Source organism: Sphingomonas sp. P2_B6 (genome assembly GCF_056404755.1).
The window spans coordinates 1-24,523 of record NZ_JBFUDK010000017.1 but is presented as its reverse complement, the minus strand read 5'-3'; the positions used below and the strand labels follow the sequence as shown (position 1 = coordinate 24,523).

At 66.8% G+C, this 24,523-nt stretch carries 25 protein-coding genes and 1 tRNA gene; 10 read left to right on the top strand and 16 right to left on the bottom strand.

Features of this window, described 5'->3' with window-relative positions:
* Positions 1-56: 56 nt before the first annotated feature.
* Positions 57-1,559 carry an FAD-dependent oxidoreductase gene (locus tag AC1DX5_RS19925; RefSeq protein WP_478016989.1) on the top strand — a complete coding sequence of 501 codons (1,503 nt, stop codon included), beginning with the start codon at positions 57-59 and terminating at the stop codon, positions 1,557-1,559.
* On the opposite strand, the gene AC1DX5_RS19920 is transcribed toward AC1DX5_RS19925, so the two are convergent.
* Positions 1,560-2,384, bottom strand: a complete 825-nt coding sequence (locus tag AC1DX5_RS19920) for an SDR family oxidoreductase (RefSeq protein ID WP_478016988.1) — start codon at positions 2,382-2,384, stop codon at positions 1,560-1,562.
* A gap of 89 nt (positions 2,385-2,473) precedes the next feature.
* Here AC1DX5_RS19920 and AC1DX5_RS19915 point away from each other — a divergent pair, with 89 nt between their 5' ends.
* On the top strand, positions 2,474-3,370 hold the full coding sequence (locus AC1DX5_RS19915; protein ID WP_478016986.1) for an AraC family transcriptional regulator: 897 nt from the start codon (positions 2,474-2,476) through the stop codon (positions 3,368-3,370).
* 7 nt (positions 3,371-3,377) lie between these two features.
* Here AC1DX5_RS19915 and AC1DX5_RS19910 read toward each other — a convergent pair whose 3' ends face one another.
* The gene (locus AC1DX5_RS19910; protein ID WP_478016985.1) at positions 3,378-3,809 is read right to left on the bottom strand and encodes a lysozyme inhibitor LprI family protein; all 432 of its coding nucleotides are present in this window, start codon (positions 3,807-3,809) and stop codon (positions 3,378-3,380) included.
* Between the two features lie 250 nt (positions 3,810-4,059).
* On the opposite strand from AC1DX5_RS19910, the gene AC1DX5_RS19905 reads away from it, so the two are divergent.
* On the top strand, positions 4,060-5,955 hold the full coding sequence (locus AC1DX5_RS19905) for an ABC transporter ATP-binding protein (RefSeq protein WP_478016984.1): 1,896 nt from the start codon (positions 4,060-4,062) through the stop codon (positions 5,953-5,955).
* Here AC1DX5_RS19905 and AC1DX5_RS19900 read toward each other — a convergent pair.
* Positions 5,952-7,280: a ComEC/Rec2 family competence protein gene (locus AC1DX5_RS19900; protein ID WP_478016982.1), complete on the bottom strand. Its 1,329-nt coding sequence runs from the start codon at positions 7,278-7,280 to the stop codon at positions 5,952-5,954. The two genes, AC1DX5_RS19905 and AC1DX5_RS19900, sit on opposite strands and share 4 nt — an antisense overlap.
* A gap of 3 nt (positions 7,281-7,283) precedes the next feature.
* A complete protein-coding gene (locus AC1DX5_RS19895; RefSeq protein WP_478016980.1) occupies positions 7,284-9,023 on the bottom strand; it encodes a hypothetical protein in 1,740 nt (579 codons plus the stop codon).
* Positions 9,024-9,336: 313 nt separating this feature from the next.
* Here AC1DX5_RS19895 and AC1DX5_RS19890 point away from each other — a divergent pair, with 313 nt between their 5' ends.
* Positions 9,337-10,722, top strand: coding sequence for an RNB domain-containing ribonuclease (locus AC1DX5_RS19890; protein ID WP_478016978.1), 1,386 nt, complete (start codon positions 9,337-9,339; stop codon positions 10,720-10,722).
* A 525-nt stretch (positions 10,723-11,247) separates the two neighbouring features.
* On the opposite strand, the gene AC1DX5_RS19885 is transcribed toward AC1DX5_RS19890, so the two are convergent.
* The 5 genes from AC1DX5_RS19885 to AC1DX5_RS19865 all read right to left on the bottom strand — a co-directional run bounded on the left by AC1DX5_RS19885 (position 11,248) and on the right by AC1DX5_RS19865 (position 15,156).
* Positions 11,248-12,492 (bottom strand): NAD(P)/FAD-dependent oxidoreductase, encoded by a 1,245-nt coding sequence (locus tag AC1DX5_RS19885; protein ID WP_478016976.1) that lies wholly within the window; start codon positions 12,490-12,492, stop codon positions 11,248-11,250.
* A 56-nt stretch (positions 12,493-12,548) separates the two neighbouring features.
* Positions 12,549-12,622 (bottom strand) — tRNA-Gly (locus AC1DX5_RS19880).
* Between the two features lie 110 nt (positions 12,623-12,732).
* Complete coding sequence (ybaK, locus tag AC1DX5_RS19875) at positions 12,733-13,206, bottom strand: Cys-tRNA(Pro) deacylase (protein WP_465172293.1); 474 nt, start codon at positions 13,204-13,206, stop codon at positions 12,733-12,735.
* Positions 13,207-13,212: 6 nt separating this feature from the next.
* Positions 13,213-13,629, bottom strand: a complete 417-nt coding sequence (locus AC1DX5_RS19870; RefSeq protein ID WP_465175997.1) for a polyketide cyclase — start codon at positions 13,627-13,629, stop codon at positions 13,213-13,215.
* 9 nt (positions 13,630-13,638) lie between these two features.
* The gene (locus tag AC1DX5_RS19865) at positions 13,639-15,156 is read right to left on the bottom strand and encodes a malonate--CoA ligase (protein ID WP_478016975.1); all 1,518 of its coding nucleotides are present in this window, start codon (positions 15,154-15,156) and stop codon (positions 13,639-13,641) included.
* An 83-nt stretch (positions 15,157-15,239) separates the two neighbouring features.
* Between AC1DX5_RS19865 and AC1DX5_RS19860 the strand changes: the two genes are divergently transcribed.
* From AC1DX5_RS19860 to AC1DX5_RS19850, 3 genes are all read left to right on the top strand, one after another.
* Positions 15,240-16,070, top strand: coding sequence for a diacylglycerol/lipid kinase family protein (locus AC1DX5_RS19860; protein ID WP_478016972.1), 831 nt, complete (start codon positions 15,240-15,242; stop codon positions 16,068-16,070).
* Positions 16,067-16,834, top strand: a complete 768-nt coding sequence (locus tag AC1DX5_RS19855; protein ID WP_478016970.1) for a metallophosphoesterase family protein — start codon at positions 16,067-16,069, stop codon at positions 16,832-16,834. The genes AC1DX5_RS19860 and AC1DX5_RS19855 overlap by 4 nt, the downstream gene beginning before the upstream one ends.
* A gap of 227 nt (positions 16,835-17,061) precedes the next feature.
* A complete protein-coding gene (locus tag AC1DX5_RS19850) occupies positions 17,062-17,745 on the top strand; it encodes a DUF4166 domain-containing protein (protein WP_478016967.1) in 684 nt (227 codons plus the stop codon).
* A 30-nt stretch (positions 17,746-17,775) separates the two neighbouring features.
* Here AC1DX5_RS19850 and AC1DX5_RS19845 read toward each other — a convergent pair whose 3' ends face one another.
* The 6 genes from AC1DX5_RS19845 to AC1DX5_RS19820 all read right to left on the bottom strand — a co-directional run bounded on the left by AC1DX5_RS19845 (position 17,776) and on the right by AC1DX5_RS19820 (position 22,686).
* A complete protein-coding gene (locus tag AC1DX5_RS19845; RefSeq protein ID WP_478016965.1) occupies positions 17,776-19,512 on the bottom strand; it encodes a serine hydrolase in 1,737 nt (578 codons plus the stop codon).
* 56 nt (positions 19,513-19,568) lie between these two features.
* A complete protein-coding gene (locus AC1DX5_RS19840) occupies positions 19,569-20,039 on the bottom strand; it encodes a hypothetical protein (protein ID WP_478016963.1) in 471 nt (156 codons plus the stop codon).
* A gap of 146 nt (positions 20,040-20,185) precedes the next feature.
* On the bottom strand, positions 20,186-20,734 hold the full coding sequence (gene rpsI / locus AC1DX5_RS19835) for a 30S ribosomal protein S9 (RefSeq protein WP_465172301.1): 549 nt from the start codon (positions 20,732-20,734) through the stop codon (positions 20,186-20,188).
* Positions 20,734-21,213, bottom strand: a complete 480-nt coding sequence (rplM, locus tag AC1DX5_RS19830; protein WP_465172302.1) for a 50S ribosomal protein L13 — start codon at positions 21,211-21,213, stop codon at positions 20,734-20,736. Before rplM ends, rpsI begins: the two co-directional genes overlap by 1 nt.
* 118 nt (positions 21,214-21,331) lie before the next feature.
* The gene (gene cutA / locus AC1DX5_RS19825; RefSeq protein ID WP_465176004.1) at positions 21,332-21,652 is read right to left on the bottom strand and encodes a divalent-cation tolerance protein CutA; all 321 of its coding nucleotides are present in this window, start codon (positions 21,650-21,652) and stop codon (positions 21,332-21,334) included.
* Positions 21,649-22,686: a COX15/CtaA family protein gene (locus AC1DX5_RS19820; protein ID WP_465172304.1), complete on the bottom strand. Its 1,038-nt coding sequence runs from the start codon at positions 22,684-22,686 to the stop codon at positions 21,649-21,651. Before AC1DX5_RS19820 ends, cutA begins: the two co-directional genes overlap by 4 nt.
* A 132-nt stretch (positions 22,687-22,818) precedes the next feature.
* On the opposite strand from AC1DX5_RS19820, the gene AC1DX5_RS19815 reads away from it, so the two are divergent.
* Both AC1DX5_RS19815 and AC1DX5_RS19810 read left to right on the top strand, forming a co-directional pair.
* The gene (locus AC1DX5_RS19815) at positions 22,819-23,214 is read left to right on the top strand and encodes a MerC domain-containing protein (RefSeq protein WP_465172305.1); all 396 of its coding nucleotides are present in this window, start codon (positions 22,819-22,821) and stop codon (positions 23,212-23,214) included.
* A 44-nt stretch (positions 23,215-23,258) separates the two neighbouring features.
* A complete protein-coding gene (locus AC1DX5_RS19810; RefSeq protein WP_372857177.1) occupies positions 23,259-23,735 on the top strand; it encodes a Fur family transcriptional regulator in 477 nt (158 codons plus the stop codon).
* Here the strand turns inward: AC1DX5_RS19810 and AC1DX5_RS19805 are convergent.
* The gene (locus AC1DX5_RS19805) at positions 23,732-24,268 is read right to left on the bottom strand and encodes a GNAT family N-acetyltransferase (protein WP_478017079.1); all 537 of its coding nucleotides are present in this window, start codon (positions 24,266-24,268) and stop codon (positions 23,732-23,734) included. The genes AC1DX5_RS19810 and AC1DX5_RS19805 overlap by 4 nt on opposite strands.
* A 97-nt stretch (positions 24,269-24,365) precedes the next feature.
* On the opposite strand from AC1DX5_RS19805, the gene AC1DX5_RS19800 reads away from it, so the two are divergent.
* A partial coding sequence (locus tag AC1DX5_RS19800) for a 1-deoxy-D-xylulose-5-phosphate synthase N-terminal domain-containing protein (RefSeq protein WP_478017078.1) occupies positions 24,366-24,523 on the top strand: 158 nt, incomplete at its 3' end.

Below are 24,523 nucleotides of genomic sequence, written 5' to 3'. Positions count from 1 at the left end.
GTTGACACGCAGCGCCTCCGCGAGAGATATGTGCATTATACACATAGGAGGCATTGATGGAAGACCGGAGCGATGTTGACGTCCTGATCTGTGGTGCCGGCGCGGCCGGCCTGACTCTGGCGATCGATCTTGCGCGGCGTGGCGTGTCGTTTCGGCTGATCGATCGTCTCGACCAGCCCTTTGCCGGGTCGCGGGGCAAGGGCATCCAGCCCAGGACGCAGGAGGTGTTCGAGGATCTCGGCATCATCGACCGGCTCTTCGCGGCCGGCGGGCTGTATCCGCTGCAGCGCGAATATCGGGGCGATGGCGGTGTGGAGGAGAGGCAGGAGGCGGCGATCGATCCGCCGACCGCCGAGGAACCCTATCGCGCGGCGCTGATGGTCCCGCAATTCAGGACCGAGGCGGCGATGCGCGACCGGCTGGCCGAGCTGGGTCACCGGCCCCTTTATGGCCGGGACCTGGAAGGCTTCGATCAGGATGCCGGCGGCGTTACCGTCCGCATCGCCGGACCCGATGGGCTGGAGAGCCTGCGCTGCTGTTACCTGATCGGCGCCGATGGCGGGCGCAGCGCGGTGCGTCACGCGCTCGGCATCGGCTTCCCGGGCAAGACGCTCGGGGTGCGGGCGGTGGTCGCCGATATCGAACTGGACGGGCTGGACCGTGACGTGTGGCACCGTTTCAACGAGGGTGACATGGCGCGGCAGATCGGGCTTTGCCCCTTGCCGCAGACCGATCTGTTCCAGCTCCAGGCACCGATCGCCCCGGAGGGAGAGCCGGATCTTTCGGTCGAGGGGCTGCAGCGTTTCATCGACGACAGGATCGGCGGGCGGGGTCTGACGGTGCGGTCGGTCGCCTGGGCGTCGGCCTATAGCATGAATGCGCGGCTGGCCGATCGCTACCGTATCGACCGCGTTTTCCTGATCGGCGATGCCGCCCATATCCATCCCCCGACCGGCGGGCAGGGGCTCAACACCAGCGTGCAGGACGCCTATAATCTCGGGTGGAAGCTGGGCGCGGTGCTCGCCGGCGCGCCCGATGCGCTGCTCGACAGCTATGAGGAGGAACGCCGTCCGATCGCGGCCGGGGTGCTCGGCCTGTCCACCGACCTGCTCGAAAAGGCGAAACGCGGCGACATGCGCCGCGGGCGGGAAGTGCATCAGCTCGATCTCGGTTATCCCGAATCCTCGCTGTCGCTGGAAATACCCGCGCGATCCGGTGGGCTGCTGGCGGGCGATCGCATGCCGGACGCGCCGCTCCGCGGTGCCGGCGGTCAGCCCGTGCGGTTGTTCGATCTGCTGCGCGGTCCGCACATGACGTTGCTGCTCTTCGGCGCCGCGCGGGATCTTCCGGCGGCGCGCCCGGGCCTGCAGTGTCGCGCGATCGGCGGGGACGGCGATATGCTTGACGACGGCGACCGGTTCCGCGCCCTGTGCGGCCTCGATACCGGCGACATGCTCCTCGTCCGCCCGGACGGCTATGTCGGCGCGATTATCGCGCGCGGGGAGCAGGGCGCGCTCGCCTGCTATCTCGCGCAATTCGGGATCGCGCCGGGGGGCTGATCAGGTGACCGGCCGCGGTGCGAACATCTCCCGCATTCGCGCCAGATAGGCGTCCTCGGTCGGCCAGCGCAACTCGGCGAGCATGCGGCTGTCGGCCCCGGCCGGATAGCGGATCCTGTCGCCCTTCTCCGTCGCGGCCGCGAAGCACGCCTCCGCCACCTCGGTTTCGGTGCAATAGGCGGTCGGATAATCGGCCATCTTCGCGAAACACGCCTGAGCGAACGGCATATAATCCTCGGGGATCAGGCCCGCCATGCGCGGGCCGCCATTGGCGGTGAAGTTGGTCGTCGGCGCATAGCCCGGTTCGACCAGCCGCGCCCTGATGTTGAACCCGTCCAGCTCATAGGCCAGCGATTCGGTGAAGCCTTCGACCGCGCATTTGCTCGCGGCATAGAGGGCGACCAACGGCATGACGCCGATCGTCGTGCTCGAGGTCAGGTTGACGATCGCCCCGCCGCCTTGCCTGCGCATCTGTGGGATGATCGCGCGGCAGGTCGCGAACACGCCGAAACTGTTCGTCTCGAACACTTCGCGCACCACTGAATCCGGCGTCGCCTCGACGATCGAGGCCAGGCCGATCCCCGCATTGTTCACCAGCACGTCGATCGCCCCGAACGCCGCGACGCCCTCGGCGATCGCGCGATCGATGCTACCCGCATCGGTGACGTCGAGCGCCACGATCTTCAGCCTGTCCGACGGCGCGAACACGCCCGGATCGGGGTGCCGCATCGTCGCGATCACGTTCCAGCCGCGCGCGAGGAAATGCTCGGAAATCGCCTTGCCATAGCCGGAGGACGTGCCGGTGATGAGGATGGTGCTGGTCATGTCGATGCTCCTGTCTGTTGCCGGCATCATAGACAGAAGGGCAGGACGTTCTATAATCGATCATCCGCAATTCATTATGGATCGTCCAGATGGATCCGCTCAGCGACGTCATCACCCTGCTCCGGCCGCACGCCGCCTTGTCCAAGCCGATCAGCGGGCGGGGGGAATGGGGCGTTCGCTATGCCGCCTATGGCGAACCGGGATTCGCCATCGTCCTTGCCGGACGATGCTGGCTCGCGCTCGACGGAGCGGCGCCGGTGCTGCTCGAACGGGGCGATTTCGTGCTGCTCCCCGCCACGCCCGCCTTCACGCTGTCCAGCTACCCCGGCGCGGCCTGTGTCGAGCGCGATCCGTCCGACCGCCCGGTGCGGCATGGCGAGCAGGAGGGAGAGCCCGATGTCGAGATGCTCGGCGGGGCGTTCCGGATCGATCCGGTCAACGCGCCCCAGCTGATCGCGCTACTGCCGGAGATGATCCATATCCGCGCGGCCGATGGCGATACCGGCCGCCTCTCCCGCATCATCGACCTGATCGTGGAGGAGACCGCGATCGACCGGCCCGGCCGCGACATGATCCTGGAGCGGCTGCTCGAGGTCATGCTGGTCGAATGCCTGCGCTGGCGCGGCATCGGCGGCCAGGCACTGCCGGCCGGGCTGCTCGCCGGCATGCGCGACGCGGCGCTCGCCGAAAGCCTGCGCGCGATCCATGCCGATGTGCGCACCGGCTGGACCGTGGCCACGCTCGCCAGTCGCGCCGGCATGTCGCGCTCGGCCTTTGCCGCGCGCTTCGCCGCGACCCTTGGCTGCGCTCCGATCGAATATCTCGCGCGCTGGCGCATGGCCCTCGCGCGGGACGCGCTCAGTCGCGGCCGGACATCGCTCGATCGCCTTGCCACGGAGATCGGCTATGACTCCGCCAGCGCCTTCAGCACGGCCTTTCGCCGGCATGTCGGCTGCGCGCCCGGCGCCTTCGCGCGCGGGCGCTGACGCGGCTTTATTCGTCGAGCCGGCTCGACCGGCAGCCGGAGCTGGTGCATTCGCGCGAGCGGTCGTTCAGCCAGTTGGTGCGCTCGATCGTCATGTCCTTGGCACAGACCAGGTCGACCTTGATCGAGTCGCCCTCGCTCAGCCCGCAGCGCTGGTCCCGCTGGCGGATCCAGGCGCGCTGCGACTGCAACAGCGTGGCGCGATCGGCCACCGTCAGCAGCGGGCGCAGCTTCTTGTAGGCGGCGTTCAGGTCGGTATCGGCCTGCATATAGACCTTGCGCTCGCAATAGACATTGTCGAACGCGGTCTTGGGATTGTCGCAGCTCGTCGCGCGGGCCTGGGGGAGACCGGCGGCCCGGCCGGGCGTGGCGAGGGGCGGGGCGGCGGACAGCGCCAGCGCCACCAAGGCAAGACCCATGATCGATGCACCGTTCCGCATGCTCATCCTCTCCTGTGGGGAAGCATCAGCCTTGGCCCAGCGCTCCGGCCCCGTCAAAGCCTGTCTGCCGTAAAAGCGCGAACCGGGCCGCACCGGCCGTTTAATCTACGATTCACCGGGCAACACCTTGATCTCGTCGTATTTTCGGGGCGGCCTGAAGAAAATTTCATCTGCCGTTCATCTTCGCGCGGCTCTCGGCGTTACCAAAGGTTGCTGCACTGCAACCGACGATAAACAAGGGATCGCACCATTGCCCTATGTCGCCAGGCCCGTCCGCTTCATCGCCCATTACCTCGCGGCGCGGCCCCTCGGTTTCCTCCTGCTCACTGTCGTCGTGGTCGCCAGCGCATCGAGCTCGGTCGGCATCCAATATGCGATGAAGCTGCTGATCGACGCGATGGCCGCGCCGGGCCGCGTGATGGGGCCGGTGCAGACCGCGCTGATCGCGTTCGTCGCGCTGGTGACGCTAGAAAGCATCCTCGTGCGCCTCTCGGCCAGGCTGCTCTGCCGCCTGACGGTGTCGACCGGCGTACGGATCCGGCTCGACATGGTCAATCACCTCAGCGGCCATCAGCTGTCCTTCTTCCAGAATGAGCGGGCCGGCTCGCTTGGCCACCGCGTTTCCGCGCTCACCGGCTCGTTCAGCGCGATCACGCACCGCATCCTGATGGAGATCGTCCCGCCGCTGATCTCCTTTGCGGGCGCGGTGATCATCTTCCTCTCGATCGACGTGCGCATGGCCGTCCTGCTCGCATTGTTCGTCGTCGTGGTGGGGGTGGTCCTGGTCGGGGTCGGCCTTGGCGGCGATGTCCATCACAAGGAATTCGCCCGCCGCGCCGGCACTTGCGGCGGCGAGCTGGTCGACCTGATCAGCAATATCTGGGCGGTGAAGGCCTTTGCCGCCCGCCGCCGCGAGCTCGATCGCCTGCGCGGCTTTTTCGAGGACGAAGCGGATGCCCAGCGCAAGGGCTGGTTCTTCGTCGAGCGCGTGCGCTGCCTTCATGACGTCGCGCTGGTCGCGCTGGTCGGCGCGACCCTGCTCTACGCGGTCAGCCGCTGGTCGGCCGGCAGCATCACCGCGGGTGATGTGGTGATGATCAGCTCGATGACCTTCCGCATGCTCAACGGCTCGCGCGATCTGGCGATGGCGCTGATCGATACCAGCCAGCAGTTCAGCTATCTCGGCGAGACGCTCGACATCGTCGGCAAACCGCACAAGGTCCTCGATGCGCCCGGCGCCCCGGCCCTGCGTCGCGGCGCGGGCGCGGTCCGGCTGGAAAACGTCACCTTCGGCTATGATCCGCACCGCCCGGTGCTGCATGACGTCTCGATCGACATCCCCGCCGGGCAGAAGGTCGGCATCGTCGGGGCGTCGGGCGCGGGCAAGTCGACCATCCTCCAGCTGCTCCAGCGTCTCTACGACACCCAGTCCGGCCGCGTGCTGATCGACGGGCAGGCGATCGACGGCGTCACGCAGGAGACGCTGCATGAGGCGGTCGCCGTGGTGCCGCAGGAAGTGCTGCTGTTCCACCGTACGATCCTCGAGAATATCCGCTTCGCCCGTCCCGACGCGACGGACGCGGAGGTGTATCGCGCGGCCGAGGCGGCGCATTGCGACGCGTTCATCCGCCAGATGCCGAACGGCTATGACAGCATCGCCGGCGAGCGCGGCACCAACCTGTCGGGCGGCCAGCGCCAGCGCATCGGCATTGCGCGCGCCTTTCTGAAGGATGCGCGGATCGTCCTGCTCGACGAAGCGACCTCGGCGCTGGATACCGGCTCGGAGCTCGAGGTGCAGGCCAGCGTGGCGGCGTTGATGGCCGACCGCACCGTGCTCGCCGTCGCGCACCGGCTGTCGACCGTCGCCACCTTCGACCGCATCCTGGTGATCGAGCATGGCCGCGTGGTCGAGGACGGCCCGCCGCAGCGCCTCTTGCGCGAACGCGGCGCCTTTCAGCAGCTCTGGGCGCTCCAGGCGGAAGGGCTGGAACAGCCGCCGCTCGAGGAGCCCGGGCGCAAGGCCCCGGTCCATGCCACGGCACCGGGCCGGATCGAGCGGCTGCTGATGACTGGCGCCCGTGCTCCGAACCGGGTCGGCCGGCGCTGGCAAAGTGGCTTCGCCCGGCTGCCAAGGCGGGAGATTTAGACCGGTCGCAAATCGATCACCACGGTCTGGCACAGCTCCCCGCTGCCCAAATCCTGGGTGTTGAACAAATTGGTGTCGGCCTTCAGCGCATCGACCAGCGGTTGCCGCGGCACCTCGGTCGGCGCGCCGTTCTTGCCGCCATGCTTGCCCGCCATGGTCGACATGACCGAGGTCATCCGGTCGGGTGTGCCCGCCTTGCCGCGCTTGCTGAAGCGGTTCCACATCGATTTCGGCGTCGCGTTGAGGCTGCCATGATGGCCGACCTTGTAGACGTCCACGCTGTCGAGCAGCTTGGCCATCGGGGACTGGAGCGCGAACATCCAGTTCTCCAGCTGCGCGTCGCCCGGGAAGAGCAGCTTCTTCGATCCCGCCTCGAACAACAGGATGACGCTGGTGTTGTTCATCGCATTGTCGAGCGCGGTGACGATGCCCAGCATCTGTTCGGCCTCGGCGGTATCGATCCGTTCGGCGACCCAGCGCATCTCGGTCGGCAGCTTCGATTTGCGAAAGCTGTCCGTGCGCTTCAGCCCGGGGAACAACATGCTGTCCGTGTTCGATGCCGCCGCGCCATCGGCGCCCAGCGCCAGCATCGCCGGCGCGCGCAGCCAGAATTCATCGGCATTCTTCGCTGCCTGTTTCCTGATCGTCTCGGTCTGCCGCAGGGTCGGCGGGCCGAGCACATGCACCTTCACGCCCGGCAGGATCTGACTGAGCTTCAGCCTGCAGCCGTGGAAGACATAGAGGTTGTTCTTCTTGTCGCCCGCCATGGTCGCCAGGTTCTTCACCGCGGAGACGTTCTTGATATTATCCTCGCCGATGAAGCGCAGGCGTGATGCCAGCGGCCAGCGCGGGTCGAAGCCGTCCTTGCGGTTGAGCCGCTGCACGACCGATTCCGCCACCGCATGCATATTGTCCAGCGACTGGCGGCGCGCGGCGAACGCGGTCGCCGGGTTCACGCCCTCGGGGCCTTCCCAGTCCTCGGGCGCGTCGGGGGCCTCGGTCCATGGCTGGATCACGCGGCGCGGCTTCAGGCCGCGGATGACGTCGCCCGGGCCCTTGCCGTCCGCCTGAGTCGTGAAGCCGCTGATATGGTCGGCATGGCGGTGCGTGGCGACGACGATGTCGAGCTTCCCGCCACAGCGCGCGGCGACGTCGTCGGCGATGCGCTTCATGTTCACCGCCGGATCGTCCGGCAGCTTGGTGGTGCCGAAATCGATCAGGATGTGCCGGGCGCTGCCGTCGTCATAGTCGAGGCGCAGCAGGAAACAGTCGCCGAACCCGACCTGATAGGCGTTGATCGTTGCGGTCACGGGGGTCGCGGCCATCGGTCAGCCCTCCATCCGCGCAAGATGCAGGTTCGCGAACCGGCTGCGCGCGTCGTCGCGCCGCCCGCTCAGCTGGCCGGTGTCGCGCAGATATTCGAGGCGGCGCTGCTGGCGCGGTCCGTCGAGCAGCGCGTTGGCGATGTGATATTTGACTCGCCCATATTGGTCGAAGACGACGACGCCCCCGCCCAGGATATTGGCGCTGCTTCGGGTCGTGAAACCCTCGGGAAGCGGCTCCATCTTCAGCAGCGCCTGGAGCTCGGCGCCGAAGAAATGGCCCAGCTGGATATATTGGCAGATGGTTTCGCGGAACGGGATGCCGTCCGGATCGATCCTCAGCGAGGTGTCGATCGACACCACTTCGGTATAGCCCCGGTCGCTGATGTCGAGCGCATGGCGATTCTCCCACAGGAAGCGGAAACACTCGTCCAGGTCGCGGGTCAGCGCCTCCGAATTGCTGCGCGAATAGCTGAGCGAGTCCGCCTGGTCGAACCGCCGCCAGCATCCTTCGGCGTCGCTCGCGCCGGCGGGCGGCAAGATGCCATAGGCGGCGAATGATGCCTTGACCGTGCCGCGATAGCCGAACCGGCTGTCGTCCGGCACCAGCTCGCGGTCGGCGGTCAGCAGGGCGGTGAGGAACTGGCCGAAATCCACATCGGTCGGCGGGCAATAATCGAGCGCCCGGATCGCCATCTGGAGCAGCTGGGCCGCCGCCTTGGCGCCTTCGTCGACGACCGCGGCGAGATTATAGGTCTCGCCCTTGAAGGTGCCGAGCTGCTCGATGCGGGCCGACCACAACGCGACAAAGGCATGCATCATCGCCGCGACCAGCACTTCGCCGCGATTGTGCGGCTCGGCCATGCCCGGCCGGTCGAGAATCGCCGGGTCGGGCGCGATCTCGACCGACTGGCGCAGCGCGCCGCGGCCGCCGCCCGTGCTCATGCCGATCTCCGCGCCGATGCCGAGCAGGATCGATCGGCGGATGGCATAGGGGGTGACCTTGTCCGCGTTGATGAAACGCAGCGGTTCGCCGGGGCCGGGCAGGGTGAGCGCCGGGTCGAGCCCCGCCACCACCACCTCGCGGAGCGAGAAGATCGACAGGATCGCGACGATATCCGCCAGCCCCTCATGGAACGCGGCCTGATCGGGGCCGGAAGGCTCGGTGTAGCGGGATCGCAGTCCGTCGAGCACCGCATGCGTGGTTTCGTGCGCCACGACGTCATGGCTCAGCGCGGTGAAGACCGGCTTGCCCGCGGCGTCGAAGAAATAGCCGAACATCAGCGCGCGGTCGGGTTCCGAATAAAAGGCGTTGGCGAGAGCGAAGGCATGCGGCGCGATGTGTAGCTGATGCCCGCCCGACGACCAGGAAACGCGGCGCCCGAGCGCCCGCTCGAACAGGCCGAGCGTCCGCATCGCGATCGCGTAGCAATTCTGCGCGTGGAAATTCGGGTCGGCGAGCAGGCGCGCCTGATAGGCCGGATCCTGGATCGTCTCGTTCCCGCCCGGCGCGAACGGATCGAGCAGCGCGCCGCTCGCGTCCTGATATTGTTTACGGTTGGCATAGGCGCGGCGTTCGGTCGCATTGTAATCGACCACCTTGATCCTGTAGCCGGTCGGCCCGGCGGCAAGGATCTCGGCAGGCACGTCGACCTGGGCGAACGCCATCGGCCCGTCCTTGCCGATCCGCAGCGCGGGATCCTTCGCCACGATGGTGAGCTTGCGTACCGGTTGAAGGGCGGCCATGTGCTTGTCTCCCGGACGTGGAAGCGTACCGCAGCCTCTCCCCCCGGACAACGCCCTGATGGTGAGTTCCATCCTTCGGAAATGGGCTGGACCAGGTCGGCGCAGGCCGCGCCTGTGCTGCATGGGAGAGTGAATTACTTTTCCTGTCCGTGTGTTGGCCCGAACGCGACTCCGCGCAAGGGAGCCGGCAGCCACGACGCCGAGCCGGGAAAACTGGCACCGGGAATCGCTCCAATTCCCCTCCGGTGTCGCAGGCCCCGCTGGCCCGCTCCCGTCTTCCCCATTTCACGCGCAGCGTGTACGGCAGGCGGCAATGAAGGCGCTCGCCGATCCCGATAAAGCGCTGGCCGCCGGCCTTGCCGCGATCCGCGCCCAGTTTCAGGTGCCGGATTCCTTCCCGCCCGCGGTGCTCGCCGCCGCCGAGGCCGCCGCGAAACGCGTGCCGACCGAACATGCCGACCGCACCGACCGGCCCTTTGTCACGCTCGATCCGGCCAGTTCGACCGATCTCGATCAGGCTTTCTGCATCGATCGCAGCGGCGCCGATCTTCTGCTCCATTACGCCATCGCCGATGTCGCCTGGTTCGTCGACGATGGCGACGCGCTCGATGCCGAGGCTTGGCATCGCGGCGCCACGCAATATCTGCCCGACGGCAAGGCCGGGCTTTATCCGCCGGTACTGGCCGAAGGCGCCGCCAGCCTGCTGCCCACCGGCCCACGCCCGGCGGTGATCTTCACCGTGCGCGTCGCGCCCGATGGCGCGGTGCATCTCGACGGGGCCGAGCGCGCCGTGATCCGCAGCCGCGCGAAGCTCGCTTATGACAGCGTGACCCCGGCCGACCTGCCCGCCGATTTCGACGAGCTGGCGCGCCGCATCCAGGGTGCCGAGGACCGGCGCGGCGCCGCCCGTGTCGATCCGCCCGAACAGGAAGTCGATGCGCTCGGCGACGGGCGCTTCAAGCTGTTGTTCCGGCCCGTGCTCGAGTCGGAAGTGCGCAACGCGGCGATGTCGCTCGCCACCAACCTGGCCATCGCGGACGCGCTCCAGGCGCACCGGACCGGCCTGTTCCGGGTGATGGCCGAACCCAATGAGGGCGCGATCAAGCGCTTGCGCCTCACCGCGCGCGCCTTCGGCCTGGACTGGCCGGCAACCGCGACGCTCGACCAGTTCAGCCGCAGGCTCGATCCGCGGAATCCGAAACAGGCCGCGTTCATGCTGGCGATCCGCCGCGCGGGCGAGGGGGCGAGCTACGTGCCCTTTCGCGAGGGCATCACCCCTTGGCACGCCGCCATGGCGGCGACCTATGCCCATGCGACCGCGCCACTCCGCCGCCTCGCCGACCGCTATGTCGTCCGCGCCACCCTCGCGATCGCCAACGGCCAGCCCGTGCCCGAGGTGGTGACGGCTGCCTTCACCCAGCTTCCCTCCGTCATGGCCCGTGCCGATTCCCTGAGCGGCCAGATCGACCGCGCGGTGATCGACATGGCCGAGGCCACGATGCTGCGCGGGCGCGAGGGCGAGGTGTTTCCGGCGGTCGTCACTGATCTCGACGATCGCGGTGCGCGCATGCAGCTGAGCGACCTACCGGTGGTCGCGCGCATCACCGCCCACCATGTCGCGCCGGGCGATGCCCTGAACGTGAAACTGGTCGCGGCCGACCCCGACAAGAGGACGATCAGCTTCGAGCGGGTAGGCTGAGCCTTCCTCCCTGACCTTCCCCGGCGAAGGCCGGGGTCCAGTTGGGGGAGGTCAATTGGGTAGCGCTTCGCGCTGTTGCTCCCGCCTTCCCAACTGGGCCCCGGCCTTCGCCGGGGAAGCGGAAGAAACTGGCTCGATTCAAACGCGCCGTCATCTGCCCTAACCTGTTCGGTCAGGCTGAAGGGAGGTCGCGAAATGCCGGCAACGCCATACGATCGACGCGACCAAATACCGTTCAGGTCAAACCCTATCGATTCTCGAAATTCGTCGAATAAAGCCCGTGAAATTCTCCACTACAGATTTTCACCGCCAGGCTCGATCTGTTGGATCGCGTGTCGGGTCCCTGTAAAAATCTCCAACACGCATGCCGAAACGTCGCCCGAACCCCGAAAAATCGGGGTCGACGTTGGGTGGCAAAAATACCCGAATAGTTGCGACCACACCCCGATGGCGGCAACGCGTTACTTCGTGGTCGACACATTGTTCATGCGGTGCGCCCGGATCGCGGGCGATGACTTGCGCTCTTCAATCGCCCGCGGCGATCAGTGTCTTCACCGCCACGCTCGCATCGGACAGTTTCGCGATATCCATCGCCTGCCCGCTCATGATCAGCTTCTTCCCCGCAACGAAATCGCCCAGCGCGTTCACCGCCTCGACCGCGACGATCCGGTCGCCGCTCATATGGAAGATGGAGAAGCTGTTCTCCTTGTCCGGCGTATGCCGCACGATCTGGCGGTCGGCGTCGAACGGCACGCCGGCGATCTGCAGCTTCAGCTCATATTGGTCGGACCAGAACCAGGGCAGGTCGGGCGCGGGCAGGGGCTTGCCCATGATGTCGGCCGCGACCGCCTTGGCCTGGTCGACCGCATTGGGCACGCTTTCCAGCCGGAACATGCGGTCGCCATAATGCGGCATCGGCCGGCGTGTCAGGTCGCCGATCGCATAGATGCCGGGCGCCGACGTCCGCCCCGCCAGGTCGACGATCACGCCATTGTCGCAGTGCAGGCCCGCCGCCCTGGCCAGCGCATCGCAGGGCGCCCCGCCGATCCCGACCAGCACCACATCGGCGGGCAGCACTTCGCCGTCGGACAGCTCGACCGATCGCACCTGACCGTCCTCGCCGTGCAGCCCTGCGACCGACACGCCCGTGCGGAACGTCACGCCGCGGCTCGCATGGAAGCGGTGGAAGAAACCGGAAAGCTCCTCGCACGCCACGCGCGACAGGATGCGCGGCTCGCGTTCCAGGATGGTCACCTCAGCGCCCAGCTCGCGCGCCGAGGCAGCGACCTCGAGCCCGATATAGCCGGCGCCGATGATGACCAGCTTCGCGCCCTCGACGATCCGCGCATGCAGCGCCTCGGCGTCCTTGATGTCGCGCAGCACATGCACGCCGTCGAGATCGGCTCCCGGCCCGTCGAAACGCCGCGCGACCGATCCGGTGGCGAGGATCAGCAATTCCCAGCCGATCTCGCGCCCGTCCGCCAGCGTGACGATCTTGCGCGCCGTGTCGATTCCGGTCGCCCGCGCGCCGAGGATCGTCTCGATCCGGTTGGTCTCGTAGAATTTGGCCGGCCGCAGATACAGCGCGTCGAGCGTCGACCCGCCCTTGAGATAGGCCTTGGACAGCGGCGGGCGATGATAGGGCAGCACGGCCTCTTCGGAGATCATCACGATCTCGCCGTCATGCCCGGCCTGCCGCAGCGATGCGGCCGCGTTCGCGCCGGCATGGCCGCCGCCGATGATCACGATGCGGGGTGCGGCTGTCGTCATGAAATTCTCTCTCCCCGTTCGGCTTCAGCGTGCGGAATACGGGAGAGCCGAAAATCTGGAGCGGGTGAAGGGAATCGAACCCTCGTCGTAAGCTTGGGAAGCTTCTGCTCTGCCATTGAGCTACACCCGCGAACCCGCTTTTCCGCCATTTCTGGCGTATCGGCCGGTAGCTTTCCGACATTTTCAGCCGGATCGCCTGACGCGCCGATAGCCCGGCGCGGATTTTCCTGCAAGCCGCGCCTAACTCACGATCGACGCCGCGACCGCGCCAAGAACCGTCGCCGCCGCCTTCGGATCGAGCCGGACCTGAAGGCCGCGCTGGCCGGCATTGATATAGACCAGCGCCTCGCCCAGCGCCGTCTGCTCGATCGCGGTCGGCACGCGGCGCTTCTGGCCGAACGGGCTGATCCCGCCGACATGATAGCCGGTCAGCCGCTCGGCATCGGCCGGTTTCATCATCTCGGCCGCCTTTCCGCCGAACGCGGCGGCCAGCTTCTTCATCGCGACCTCGCGATCCGACGGCAGCACCACGCAGACGGGCTTGCCGTCGACCAGCGCCATCAGCGTCTTGAGCACGCGCTGCGGTGGCTCGCCCAGCGCCTCGGCTGCCTGGAGTCCGATCCGCTCGGCGCCCGGATCATAGTCATAAGCGTGAACGGTGAAGGCGATACCGGCAGCGGAAAGCGCGCGGGTTGCCGGCGTGGCTTTGGACATGACCCCTTATCCGTTCCGGCCGCGCTGCGGCGTGAACAGCGCCTTCAGCGATTTCAGGTCGGCATTGATCCATTTCGCGTCGGCGGCGAATTTCTCGTCGCTCATGCCGGGCTGGCGATAGAGCGTCAGCATCACCTCGGCGCCGTCACCATTCTGTACGACGCGCAGCGGGATATGGACTTCGCCGTCGGCGCCGACATCGACGAAATGATCCATCACGCCATAGTCGTTATGGGCCGTGAAGCGGATGCGGATCGGCCCCTCCGGCCCGTCCGCCGTCCAGCCATCGCCTTCGGCGCGCAGATCGGATTCGGCGAGACCGGACGCCCATTTGGTGAAGAATTCCGGCCGCCAGATCTCCTCGTACAGCGCGCGCCAGTCGCGATCGATCGAAACGCTATAGGTGCGGGCTGGCAACATCATGCTGTCCTTTCATGCCTGGAAGGTCCCGGCATAGGTTTTGCGCAGTTCCGCCTTCTGCACCTTGCCCATCGCGTTGCGCGGCAATTCGTCGACCACATAGACCTGTTTCGGCCGTTTGAACGACGCCAGCGTATCGGCCAGCGCCGCTTTCACGCCCTGCGCATCCACCGCGCCTGGCGCCTTCGCTGCGATCACCGCGACCACGCCTTCGCCCAGGTCGGGATGCGGCACGCCGATCACTGCGCATTCGGCGACGCCCGCCATCTCGTCGATCAGCGCCTCGACCTCGGCCGGATAGACGTTGAGACCTCCCGAGATGATCAGGTCCTTCTGCCGGCCCGAAATGAACAGATAGCCGCGCTCGTCGTAACTGCCGACATCGCCGGTGATGAAATAGCCGTCGGTCCGCTTCTCCTCGGCGGTCTTCACCGGCATCCGCCAATAGCCCTTGAACACATTGGGGCCGCGCACCTCGATCATGCCGATCTCGCCCTGCGCGAGCGACGTCGCCGTCTCGGCATCGGTGATGCGGATCTCCACGCCCGGCAGCGGGAAACCCACGCTGCCCGGCACCCGGTCCCCGTCATAGGGGTTAGAGCTGTTCATGTTGGTCTCGGTCATGCCGTAGCGTTCGAGGATGGCATGGCCGGTGCGCGCGCTGAACTCGCGGTGGACCTCCGCCGACAGCGGGGCCGATCCCGACACGAACAGCCGCATGTCCCTGACCAGGTCTCGCGTGAACTCCGGCCGCGACAGCAGCCGCGAATAGAAGGTCGGCACGCCCATCATCGTCGTGCATCGCGGCAGCAGCCGGAGCATCGCGTCGAGATCGAACGCCGGCAGGAAGATCATCCGCGCGCCCGTAAGCAGGATGATGTTGGTCGCGACGAACAGCCCGTGCGTGTGGAAGGTCGGCAGTGCGTGGAGCAGCACATCGTCCTTCGTGAAGCGCCACAGCGCGACCAGAGTCTCGGCGTTGGAGGCGAGATTGTCATGCGTCAGCATCGCGCCCTTGGAGCGCCCGGTCGTGCCCGAGGTATAGAGGATCGCTGCCAGCTCGTCGTTCGCGACATCGACGGTCGCGAAGTCGGTGGGCTTTGCTTCTGCCGCTTCGATCAGGCTGCCGTCCCCAGCCTTGCCGAGGGTCATCACATGAGGAACGCCGATTTCCCGGCACAGCGGTCCCAGCACCGGCTCGTTCGCCGGGCTGCAGATAAACAGCGCTGGCTCGGCATCGCGCAGGAAATAATCCAGCTCGCGCGCGGTATAGGCCGGGTTGAGCGGCAGGTGGATCGCGCCGATGCGCAGGGTGGCGAGATAGACCAGCAGCCCTTCCGCCGACTTGTCGACCTGCATCGCGATCCGGTCGCCCCGCTCGATACCCAACGAGACGAACAAATTGGCGATCCGCCCCGTTGCCGCGTGGAGATCGGCATAGGTGATCGTGCCGCCGTCCGGGCGGATGATGAACGGCGCGTCGGATCGCGGCGTGAAGGCTTCGACGAACCGGTTGTAGAGATTGGGCATGAGCTCTCCGCTTTTGTCGCCTGCTGCCTATCGCGCCGCGCGCGGCGCGTCACCTTTCTCTCTTCTCGCGCGTTGGAGGTGTCATGCAGAAACTGTGGTTCATCACCAACATCGCCTCCGGCACGGCGACGGCGGCAAAAGCCACGGCGATCGAAGCCGTGTTCGCCGAACATGACCTGCAACTCGTCGGTCGTACTGCCTTTCCCGAGGACGACCTGCCCGACGCCGATCGCCTCGATGCCGAGGGAGTCGACACGGTCGTGCTGTTCGCCGGCGACGGCACGATCAACGCCGCGGCCTGCAGGCTCGCCGACTGGACCGGCGCCATCCTCATCCTGCCGGGCGGCACGATGAATCTGCTCGCCAAGGCGCTCCACGGCAATGCCGATCCCGCCACGATCGTCCATGCGGCGAAGCAAGGGGGCAGGCGGATCGCATTGCCCTATGTCGAGGCGGGGCCGCACCGCGCCTTTGTCGGGCTGATCCTCGGCCCGGCCGCCACCTGGGTCCGGGCGCGCGAGCTGGTGCGGTCGCGGCGGCTGCGCGGGCTTGGTCGGGCGATCCTCGCTGCGTGGCGCCGCACCTTCTCGCGCGGGATCCGGCTGGAAGGCGTGCCGGGCCTGCGCCACCACGCCCAGGCGGTGTTCGTCACGCCCGAGCCCGACCATCTCGACGTCGCCGCCGTCGACGCGCGCGACTGGCGGTCGATCGCCGCGCTCGGTTGGGAATGGCTGACCGGAGACTGGGTCGCGGCGGCGCAGGTCACCGAGGTCCAGGCCAAGCGGCTGCGCATCGCCGGACACAAGCCGGTCCAGGCGCTGTTCGACGGCGAGCCGGTCAAACTCGATGCCAATGTCACCATCACCGGCGGAATCGGGCGCGAGATGTTCATCGCGACCGTGGAGGCCACATGATACGCCTGTTCCATGTCAGCGACGTGCATTTCGGCCGCGAGGATCGCGCCGCGATCGCCTGGTTCGACGGTCTCGTGCGCGCCGAGCAGCCCGATGCGGTGATCATGACCGGTGATCTCACCATGCGCGCGCGGGCGCACGAGTTCGCCGCTGGCCTCGCCTGGCTGCAGGGGCTGGGCGTGCCGGTGACGGTCGAGGTGGGCAATCACGACCTGCCCTATTTCAACCCGATCGCGCGCTTCTTCCGGCCCTATGGGCGGATCGGCGCGATCGAACGGCTGATCGAGCGCCCGCTCGACCTGCCCGGGGTGGCGATCGTCCCGATGGTCACGACCGCGCGCGCGCAGTGGCGGCTCAACTGGTCCAAGGGCCATGTCAGCACGCGGTCGCTGCAAAAGGCGCTGGCGCTGGTCGAGGCAGCGCCCAAGGATGCGCTGGTCTTCGTCGCCTGTCACCACCCGCTGATCGAGGCGCATACCCGCATGACTTCCTCGACCCGCAACGGCGCCGAGGCCTTCGCGGCGCTGGCGGCAGCGGGCGCGAGCGCGGTGCTGACCGGACATGTCCATGATCCGTTCGACGTGGCTCACGAGGCGGCTGGCCGCAAGATCCGGATGATCGGGGCCGGCACCCTTTCCGAACGCACCCGCGACTCGCCGCCATCGTTCAACGAGATCCGCATCGAGGGCGCGCGTTTCGACGTGGTCCTGCGCACGCTCGGGCCGGAGCCTGATGCGGTGCTGCCAAAGGAGAAGGTGGAGTAAGGCGTTTTCCCTTCCTTCTTCCCCGGCGAAGGCCGGGGCCCAGTTGGAAAGGCTGCTGTGACGACGCGCAACGCGAACCAGAACTGTCCCCCGACTGGGCCCCGGCCTTCGCCGGGGAAGGAACAAAAAAAGCTCCCACCCAACTGATCCGCTACCTCCAGCCTTGACTCCGCCTCCATAATCTGTAATTTCTGATTTAACAGAAATAACCGGAACAGGAGGAAGAAGTGGCAAGCATCGCGACACCTCGAAGCCCCGTTCCGCAGCACGCGCCACGCACCGGCGTCACCGTCATCGACCCCCGTTTCCGCCAGCTGCTCGGCGAAGCGGGCTGGGCCAGCCTCCCGCCCGCCGTCCGCGCCCGGTTCGGGCGCAAGGCGCTCGCGACTCAGACGATCAGCTATGTCGGCGAGATCGTCGAATGCCGGATGAGCCGGCTCGGCTGGCTCTTCGCCCAGGCCTGCCGCCTGGTCGGCGCGCCGCTGCCGCTCACCACCGATACCGGCGTCGCCGCGGCGGTGTGCGTGACCGGGGATGCGGGCGGCGGCGGCCAGTTCTGGACTCGCCAGTACAGTCGCCACGCCGGCTTCCCCCAGGTGATCCACAGCTCCAAGCGCTTCGCCGGCCCCACCGGCATCGAGGAATATCTCGGCATGGGCTTCGGCATCGCGCTCACCCTGCGGGTCGAGAACGAAGCGCTCTATTTCGACAGCGATCATTATTTCTGGCGCCTCGGCCCGCTCCGCCTTCGCCTGCCGCGCTGGCTGAGTCCCGGCCGGCTCAGCATCGGCCATATCGACTGCGACCATGGCTGGTTCGCCTTCACCCTCGCGCTCGACCACCCATGGTTCGGCGCGCTGGTCCATCAATGCGGCCTGTTCACGGAGTATCGTCCGGGCGACGTGGCATGAAGGATCCGGCGTTCGTCGCCGCACCGATCGTCAGGGAGTGACGCGCGTCCCCGTCATCGTGCCGCCGCCCTGATGGAGCACCACGCCGGTTGCCTGGCTACCCGGGTCGGCGGTGAACACGACCTGAGCATCGACCACCCGCCAGAAAAAGTTGAGCGGTGCCTCGGCGAAGATCGGGAAAGCCGGCTGGCCGGTGAGCTGCGCTTTCAGCCCCGACCCATCGCGCGTGACGGTCATGTCGAGCTGGGCGGTGAAGCGATAACGTCCGACGACCCGATCGAGCTCGGCGGCTGGCAACTCGATCGCGGTGCGTGTGGCGACCGGCTTTGGCGCCGGCGGCACTGGAGCGGCTGGCGCGACGGGAGCGCCTAGCAACAGATGAAGGGCAATGTCGTCGATCGATTCCTCGATCGCCGCATTGGTGAGGACCACGGCGCCACGCCGCTTGGCCGGATCATAGGCCATCACGGTGCGGAACCCGCCCGTGCCGCCGCCATGGAAGACGATGTCACCCGACGCCGTCGTCAGGACCATCCAGCCGAGCCCGGTGGCGACGCGGGGCGAGACCCCTGGCCAGCGTTTCGCCAGCATCGCCTTCATCGCGGGCGCGAGAGGAGAAGGCTTCGTGCCGATACTGGCGTCGAGAAAGAGGAGCAGGTCGTTGACGGTCGATCGTATCGCCCCGGCCCCGGCCAGTATCGGCAGGTCCCAGGCGCTCGTCGGCCGCATATATTGGTCATGACCGATGGCGAAGCGTGCCTTTTGCGCGGGCGTCAGCGTGATCGTCGTATCGCGCATGCCGAGCGGGATGGTGATCCGCTGCTTGAGCAACGTCTCGTAATCGGTGCCCGCCCGCCGCGCGAGCAGATAGCCGAGCAGCCCGACACCCAGGTTGGAATATTCAAACTGGCTGCCAATGTCCCGCGTCAGCGCGTAGCGGCCGAGAAAGTCGAGCAGATTGGCCTCGCTGTAATCGGCATAGGGATTGGCCGGATCGGCAAAGGAGAGATTGTCGGGCAGGCGTGGCAGCCCCGAGCGATGCGTCGCGAGATCCTCGAGCGTGATCTTCCGGACGCCGCGCATCGGCATCTTCGCGCCGGCCGGAAGATATTTCTCCGCCGGATCGTCAAGCGCCACCTCGCCGCGCCGGACCATGTCGGCGAGCAGCAGCGAGGTGAAGACCTTCGACATCGACCCGATCTCGAACAATGTCGTGCCGTCGAACGCCGCCGCGCCCGCTGGGCCGCGGCCGGTGAGATGGTGGCCCGAGGCGTCGGCTATGCCGATCACGATCCCTTCGCCGGCGCGACCGGCAAGGCGTCGATCGATCAGCGCGTCGATCGCGGCCTTGTCGGGAATCGACCAATTGGCGGGCAACGGCTTTGGCGGTGCGGGCGCGAGCGATTCCCTGGTGCCGGCGCTCAGCGAGAGCGGCCAGCTCTGGCCCAGCTGGCTCCAGGTGCCTGACCAGCTTTTCGCCGGGTCGTTCCAGGTCGCTTCATAATGCCCCTTCACGGCGGGTACGTCGAAGGAGAGGCTACCCGATGCAGTGGCTAGATTGGCAAGCGGCATACCGAGCGCCTGCTGATCCAGGCTGTCGAGCGTCCCCGTCAGCGCGCCACTTTCGGCGGCAACGATATGGACGGCCAGGCGAAGCTTGACCGACATGTTGATCTGGAGCGTACCCGCCCAGTCGCCCTTCGCATCCTGCGCCGAGGCCGCCGCAGGGAGCAGGATGAGTCCCAGCAGCACGAGCCAACGCTTCATCACGGGAATCATGCCTCTTCTGCCGCCCGCCTTATGCGCTGTCGTCATGGTGCGGCTCACAGGTCCTTCGGACGGGTCCGAAGCCACGACACCATGTGCGGATAGGGCTCTTCGCCGCGTTCCGCCGCCGAGCGCTTCTCCAGCGCCATCCCGTAATATTGCAGCATCGGCACGGCGAGATACCGGCCCTCCGCGAAATTCTCGAGCAGCGAGTCACTGCCGCCGCGATAGCCATGCTCGTGGAACACCACTCTGGGATCCAGCTCCATCGCCAGCGCCGCGGCATAGGACCAGGCGATTGCCGACATCTCCTCGGCGGGGTCGGACCGGATCTCGCTGAGCGTGGACCGCTCCTCCGGCGGCGTCACGGCGACGTGTCCCGCCTCGTGCAGCAGATCGCCCGGCCATTCGAGCCGCGCTGGATCATAGACGACCGCGCCGTTCCGGATCGTGATCGCGGGAAGGAATGAGGCCTCGGGGACTGAATCGGTTTCCACCGGGATGCCGACCTGTTCGATGAACGTCACGATGCGGGCCGTTACGGGATCGTGCAAAGCCAACGCATTTTCTCCGTCTGATTTCCGGGGAAGCTAGCCCAGCGCCTCGCGAAAGGGGAGAACGAAAAAGGGCGGCCCGTTGCCGGACCGCCCCATTTCGCGAAATCGAGAACGACTCAGCGCTTCGAGAACTGGAAGCTGCGGCGTGCCTTGGCGCGGCCGTACTTCTTGCGCTCGACCGTGCGGCTGTCGCGGGTCAGGAACCCGGCGGCCTTGACCGGCGCGCGCAGGATCGGCTCGAACTTGGTCAGCGCCTGGCTGATGCCGTGCTTGACCGCGCCGGCCTGGCCCGAAAGCCCGCCGCCCTTGACGGTGCAGACCACGTCATACTGACCGTCACGCTCGGCGACACCGAACGGCTGGTTGATGACGAGGCGCAGCGTCGGACGTGCGAAATACACTTCCTGGTCGCGCCCGTTGATCGTGATCTTGCCGGTGCCCGGCTTGATCCAGACGCGTGCGACGGCGTCCTTGCGGCGGCCGGTCGCATAGGCGCGGCCGAACTTGTCGAGGATCTGCTCGCGCAGGGGCATCGGCTCGCGGACGACGACAGGAGCGGCGGGCGCATATTCGTCACCGGCGAGAACCGTCGACGTGGCTGCGACCGGTGCCGGCTGGCTGGTCAGGGTCGCGAGATCGGAAAGGGACTGACGATTGTCGGACATCAATTGCCCACCTTGTTCTTGCGGTTCATCGAACCGATGTCGAGGACTTCGGGGTTCTGCGCTGCGTGCGGATGCTCGCTGCCCGAGAAGACGCGAAGGTTGCGCATCTGCTCACGGCCGAGCGGGCCGCGCGGGATCATGCGCTCGATCGCCTTTTCCAGGACGCGCTCCGGGAAGCGACCCTCGAGGATCTTGCCCGCTGCGACGCCCTTGATGCCGCCGGCATAGCCGGTGTGGCGGTAATAGATCTTGTCCTTGAGCTTGTTGCCCGTGAACCGGATCTTGTCCGCGTTGATGACGATGACATTGTCACCGCAATCGACATGGGGGGTGAAGCTCGGCTTGTGCTTGCCGCGCAGGACATTGGCGATGATCGAGGCTGCGCGACCGACCACCAGGCCGTCGGCATCGACGATATGCCATTTCTTCTCCACCTCGTGCGGCTTTACCGACTTGGTGGTCTTCATCAGCGCCTTCATGGGGCCAGACCTCTTTCGTTCAAACGACATGCGCCGCCCCCACGGGACAGCGCTGATGGCGGGCTAATGTGAGGAAGGCCTAAAAAAGTCAAGCGAAAGGCCGGTTTCATGACGGGTATCAGGATACCGGCACGGTTTCCTCATAGATCCAGTCGCCGACCGCCGGGTCGACTTCGGCCTCCCAGGTTTCGATGACGGGCAGGTCGTAGCTGTGCTGCGCCATGATCGCCGCCTTCAGCGCGGCGACCCGGTCGCCGGTGGTCTTGAACAGGACCGCCATCTCGTCGTCGGTCTCGACCTTGCCCTGCCAGCGATAGATGGAGCGGATCGGCGCGATCGATGCGCAGGCAGCGAGGCGATCCTCGATCATCGCCCGCGCAACGCGCGCGGCTTCGTCGGCGCTGCCGAAGCTGGTCCGGACGAGCTGGATTCGGCTCACCGCGTCGCGCGGCCGATCGCATGCGCGGCGAAGGTCGCAGCGATCAGCGTCAGCGCGGCATTGGCCTGATGCGCGATCGCGATGACGATCTGCACCCCGCTGAGCAGGGTCGCGATACCCAGCAGGATCTGCAACACCACCAGCCAGACGAGCATGCGCCCGGCGATGACCCCGCCCTGGCGGATCGCCCGCAGCGCCAGGATGATCAGCGCGGTCGCCGCGACAAACGCGAACCAGCGGTGGATGAACTGCACCACCACCGGATTGTCGACCGCGTTGCGCCAGATCGGCTCGATGAACGCCACGCCCGCCGGGAAGAGGGCATTGCCCATCAGCGGCCAGCTCGAAAAGGCGTAGCCCGCGTCGAGCCCGGCGGTGAAGGCGCCGAACATGATCTGGCTGAACAGCAGCGCGAGCGCGACCACCGCGAGCGGCTTGAGCGAGGCAGGGGCGGCGAGGCGGCTCTCCGCCAAGGCGCGCAGGTCGAGCGCGGTCCAGACCAGGCCCGACAGGAGCACCAGCGCGGTGATCAGGTGCACCGCGAGCCGGACATGGCTGACATCGGTACGTACCGACAGGCCCGAGGCGACCATCCACCAGCCGATCGCGCCCTGAAGCCCCCCCAGCGCAAGCAGCGCGACCAGACGCCAGCCATAGCCGGGGGGAATGCGCCGGCGGACCGCGAACCACAGCAGCGGCAGCGCGAAGGCCATGCCGATCAAGCGGCCGAGCAGCCGGTGCGTATATTCCCAGAAGAAGATCGCCTTGAACCCGGCCAGCGTCATGCCGCTGTTGATCTGGGTATATTCGGGGATGCGTTTGTAATGGTCGAACTCGGCCTGCCACGCCGCATCGGTAAGCGGTGGGATGATGCCGCTGATCGGCTTCCACTCCGTGATCGACAGGCCCGACTCGGTCAGGCGGGTGATGCCGCCGATCACCACCATCAGCACGATCAGCCCGGCGACCGAAAACAGCCACACGGCAAGGGCGCGCGGCCGCGATGGATGGGCGAGCGAAGAGGCCTGAAGCATGCTCCGCCTCTAGCCCCATCGCACGCGCGCGTCGATTCAGGATTGGGATTCGGGATTGCGACGATCGGTTCGTCGAAAAATCATCGATGATATATTGTAACTTGCGCTATGCTGTGCCAAATGACCCGCACAATGACAACGCATGTCCATTCCCATTTCCCCGCTTTTGCGTGGCTCGAGTCGCGGTTCGATCGATTCGCGATCGGCCTGTCCGGGCTGTGCGCGGTGCACTGCCTGGCGAGTTCGGTGTTCCTGGCGCTCGCGGCATCGGCCGGCGGCCTGCTGCTCAACCCGCTGTTCCACGAGATCGGCCTGACCGTCGCGATCGGCTTCGGCGTGCTGGCGCTCGGCCGCGGCATCTTCGCGCATGGCTATATGATGCCGGCGGTGGTCGGCTCGCTCGGCCTCGGCATCATGGCGGGTGCGATCACCATGCCGCATGACGGCGGCACGGAGACGGTGTGGACTCTGATCGGCGTCGCGATCCTCGCACTCGGCCATGATCTGAACCGCCGGGCGACCTACTAGGACTTTACTTGCCGCGGGGGGCGGCAGTGCCTAAATTGAACCCCATGGCCGCACATCATCACCATCACGAACCGCAGGGCGCTGACCTTTCAAAGGCAGCGCGCGAGACGCTCGAGAAATCGGGCGAGCAGTGGACGACGATGCGCGCCCAGATCTTCGAGGCGCTCGCTGGCTTCGACAAGCCGGCAAGCGCTTATGACATCGCCGAGGCGGTATCGAAGACCGAGGGGCGCCGGGTCGCGGCGAACAGCGTCTATCGCATCCTCGACCTGTTCGTCGGCGCGAATCTGGCGCGGCGAGTCGAAAGCTCGAACGCCTATGTCGCCAATGCGCATCCGGATTGCCTGCACGATTGCATCTTCCTGGTCTGCGACACCTGCGGCCAGACGACTCATCTCGACAATGACCGCATCACCAGCGGCGTGCGCTCAGCCGCCGAGGCAGCGGGCTTCTCGCCGGTGCGGCCGGTGATCGAGGTGCGCGGCAAATGCGCCGATTGCGAGCATGAGGACGCCGCTTAAACCAGCGGCTTGCCCATGCGGACGCCGGGGACCGGCGCACCTTCCGCCGATAATTTCATCACCCGCTCGATCGGCGCATAGCCGCAGGCGAGATAGAGCGGTTCGCCGGCAAGCGTCGCCATCATCTCGGCCCGGGCGAATCCCGCCTCCCGAGCGGCCGTTTCGCACAGCTGAAGCACCAGTCGGCCTACGCCGCGCCGCGTGAAATCCGGATCGGTGTACATCGCCCGGATCCGCGCCGCGTCCGTCGCCGGATCGAGCAGTTTCGGGTCGCGCAACGCGGCGCTGTGATCGCCGCCATAAAGCGTCGCCCGGCGACTCCAGCCGCCGCACCCGGCCAGACGGCCCGCCGTCTCGACCAGGAAATAGGTCCGGTCGGCGATGAGCTGGCTGTCGAGGCCCATGCTCAACCGGCTAGCCGCTACTTCTTCGGGCGACAGGAACGGACGTTGCAGTGCCTCGATCGCGCGGTCCATCAGGATGCGAATCGCCGGAATGTCGGCTTCTGTGGCGAGGCGATGCGTGAGGTCCATGGTCGGCAGTGTCACGATCCTGTGCACATATCGTCAAGAAGCACTCGCAACCGCCACAACAATCGACACACTTCTTCGCGTCCGCTAAGCAGGCGCGATGTCTGACGTTCCTTCGACCCCGTTGCTCGACACGGTTCATACGCCCGCGGATCTCAGGGCGCTTTCCCCGACCAGGCTTCGGCAGCTGGCCGACGAGTTGCGGGCGGAGACGATTGCGGCGGTGGGGGTGACGGGGGGTCATCTCGGCTCGGGGCT

Coding starts and splice junctions, on each gene's coding strand:
- AC1DX5_RS19890 (WP_478016978.1), top strand. CDS start 9,337: ATGAAGGCGCTCGCCGATCCCGATAAAGCGCTGGCCGCCGGCCTTGCC.
- AC1DX5_RS19815 (WP_465172305.1), top strand. CDS start 22,819: ATGACAACGCATGTCCATTCCCATTTCCCCGCTTTTGCGTGGCTCGAG.
- AC1DX5_RS19865 (WP_478016975.1), bottom strand. CDS start 15,156: ATGCCCAATCTCTACAACCGGTTCGTCGAAGCCTTCACGCCGCGATCC.
- AC1DX5_RS19870 (WP_465175997.1), bottom strand. CDS start 13,629: ATGATGTTGCCAGCCCGCACCTATAGCGTTTCGATCGATCGCGACTGG.
- AC1DX5_RS19845 (WP_478016965.1), bottom strand. CDS start 19,512: ATGAAGCGTTGGCTCGTGCTGCTGGGACTCATCCTGCTCCCTGCGGCG.
- AC1DX5_RS19900 (WP_478016982.1), bottom strand. CDS start 7,280: ATGGCCGCGACCCCCGTGACCGCAACGATCAACGCCTATCAGGTCGGG.
- ybaK (WP_465172293.1), bottom strand. CDS start 13,206: ATGTCCAAAGCCACGCCGGCAACCCGCGCGCTTTCCGCTGCCGGTATC.
- AC1DX5_RS19810 (WP_372857177.1), top strand. CDS start 23,259: ATGGCCGCACATCATCACCATCACGAACCGCAGGGCGCTGACCTTTCA.
- AC1DX5_RS19805 (WP_478017079.1), bottom strand. CDS start 24,268: ATGGACCTCACGCATCGCCTCGCCACAGAAGCCGACATTCCGGCGATT.
- AC1DX5_RS19820 (WP_465172304.1), bottom strand. CDS start 22,686: ATGCTTCAGGCCTCTTCGCTCGCCCATCCATCGCGGCCGCGCGCCCTT.
- AC1DX5_RS19885 (WP_478016976.1), bottom strand. CDS start 12,492: ATGACGACAGCCGCACCCCGCATCGTGATCATCGGCGGCGGCCATGCC.
- AC1DX5_RS19915 (WP_478016986.1), top strand. CDS start 2,474: ATGGATCCGCTCAGCGACGTCATCACCCTGCTCCGGCCGCACGCCGCC.
- AC1DX5_RS19855 (WP_478016970.1), top strand. CDS start 16,067: ATGATACGCCTGTTCCATGTCAGCGACGTGCATTTCGGCCGCGAGGAT.
- rplM (WP_465172302.1), bottom strand. CDS start 21,213: ATGAAGGCGCTGATGAAGACCACCAAGTCGGTAAAGCCGCACGAGGTG.
- AC1DX5_RS19895 (WP_478016980.1), bottom strand. CDS start 9,023: ATGGCCGCCCTTCAACCGGTACGCAAGCTCACCATCGTGGCGAAGGAT.
- AC1DX5_RS19860 (WP_478016972.1), top strand. CDS start 15,240: ATGCAGAAACTGTGGTTCATCACCAACATCGCCTCCGGCACGGCGACG.
- rpsI (WP_465172301.1), bottom strand. CDS start 20,734: ATGTCCGACAATCGTCAGTCCCTTTCCGATCTCGCGACCCTGACCAGC.
- AC1DX5_RS19910 (WP_478016985.1), bottom strand. CDS start 3,809: ATGCGGAACGGTGCATCGATCATGGGTCTTGCCTTGGTGGCGCTGGCG.
- AC1DX5_RS19920 (WP_478016988.1), bottom strand. CDS start 2,384: ATGACCAGCACCATCCTCATCACCGGCACGTCCTCCGGCTATGGCAAG.
- AC1DX5_RS19925 (WP_478016989.1), top strand. CDS start 57: ATGGAAGACCGGAGCGATGTTGACGTCCTGATCTGTGGTGCCGGCGCG.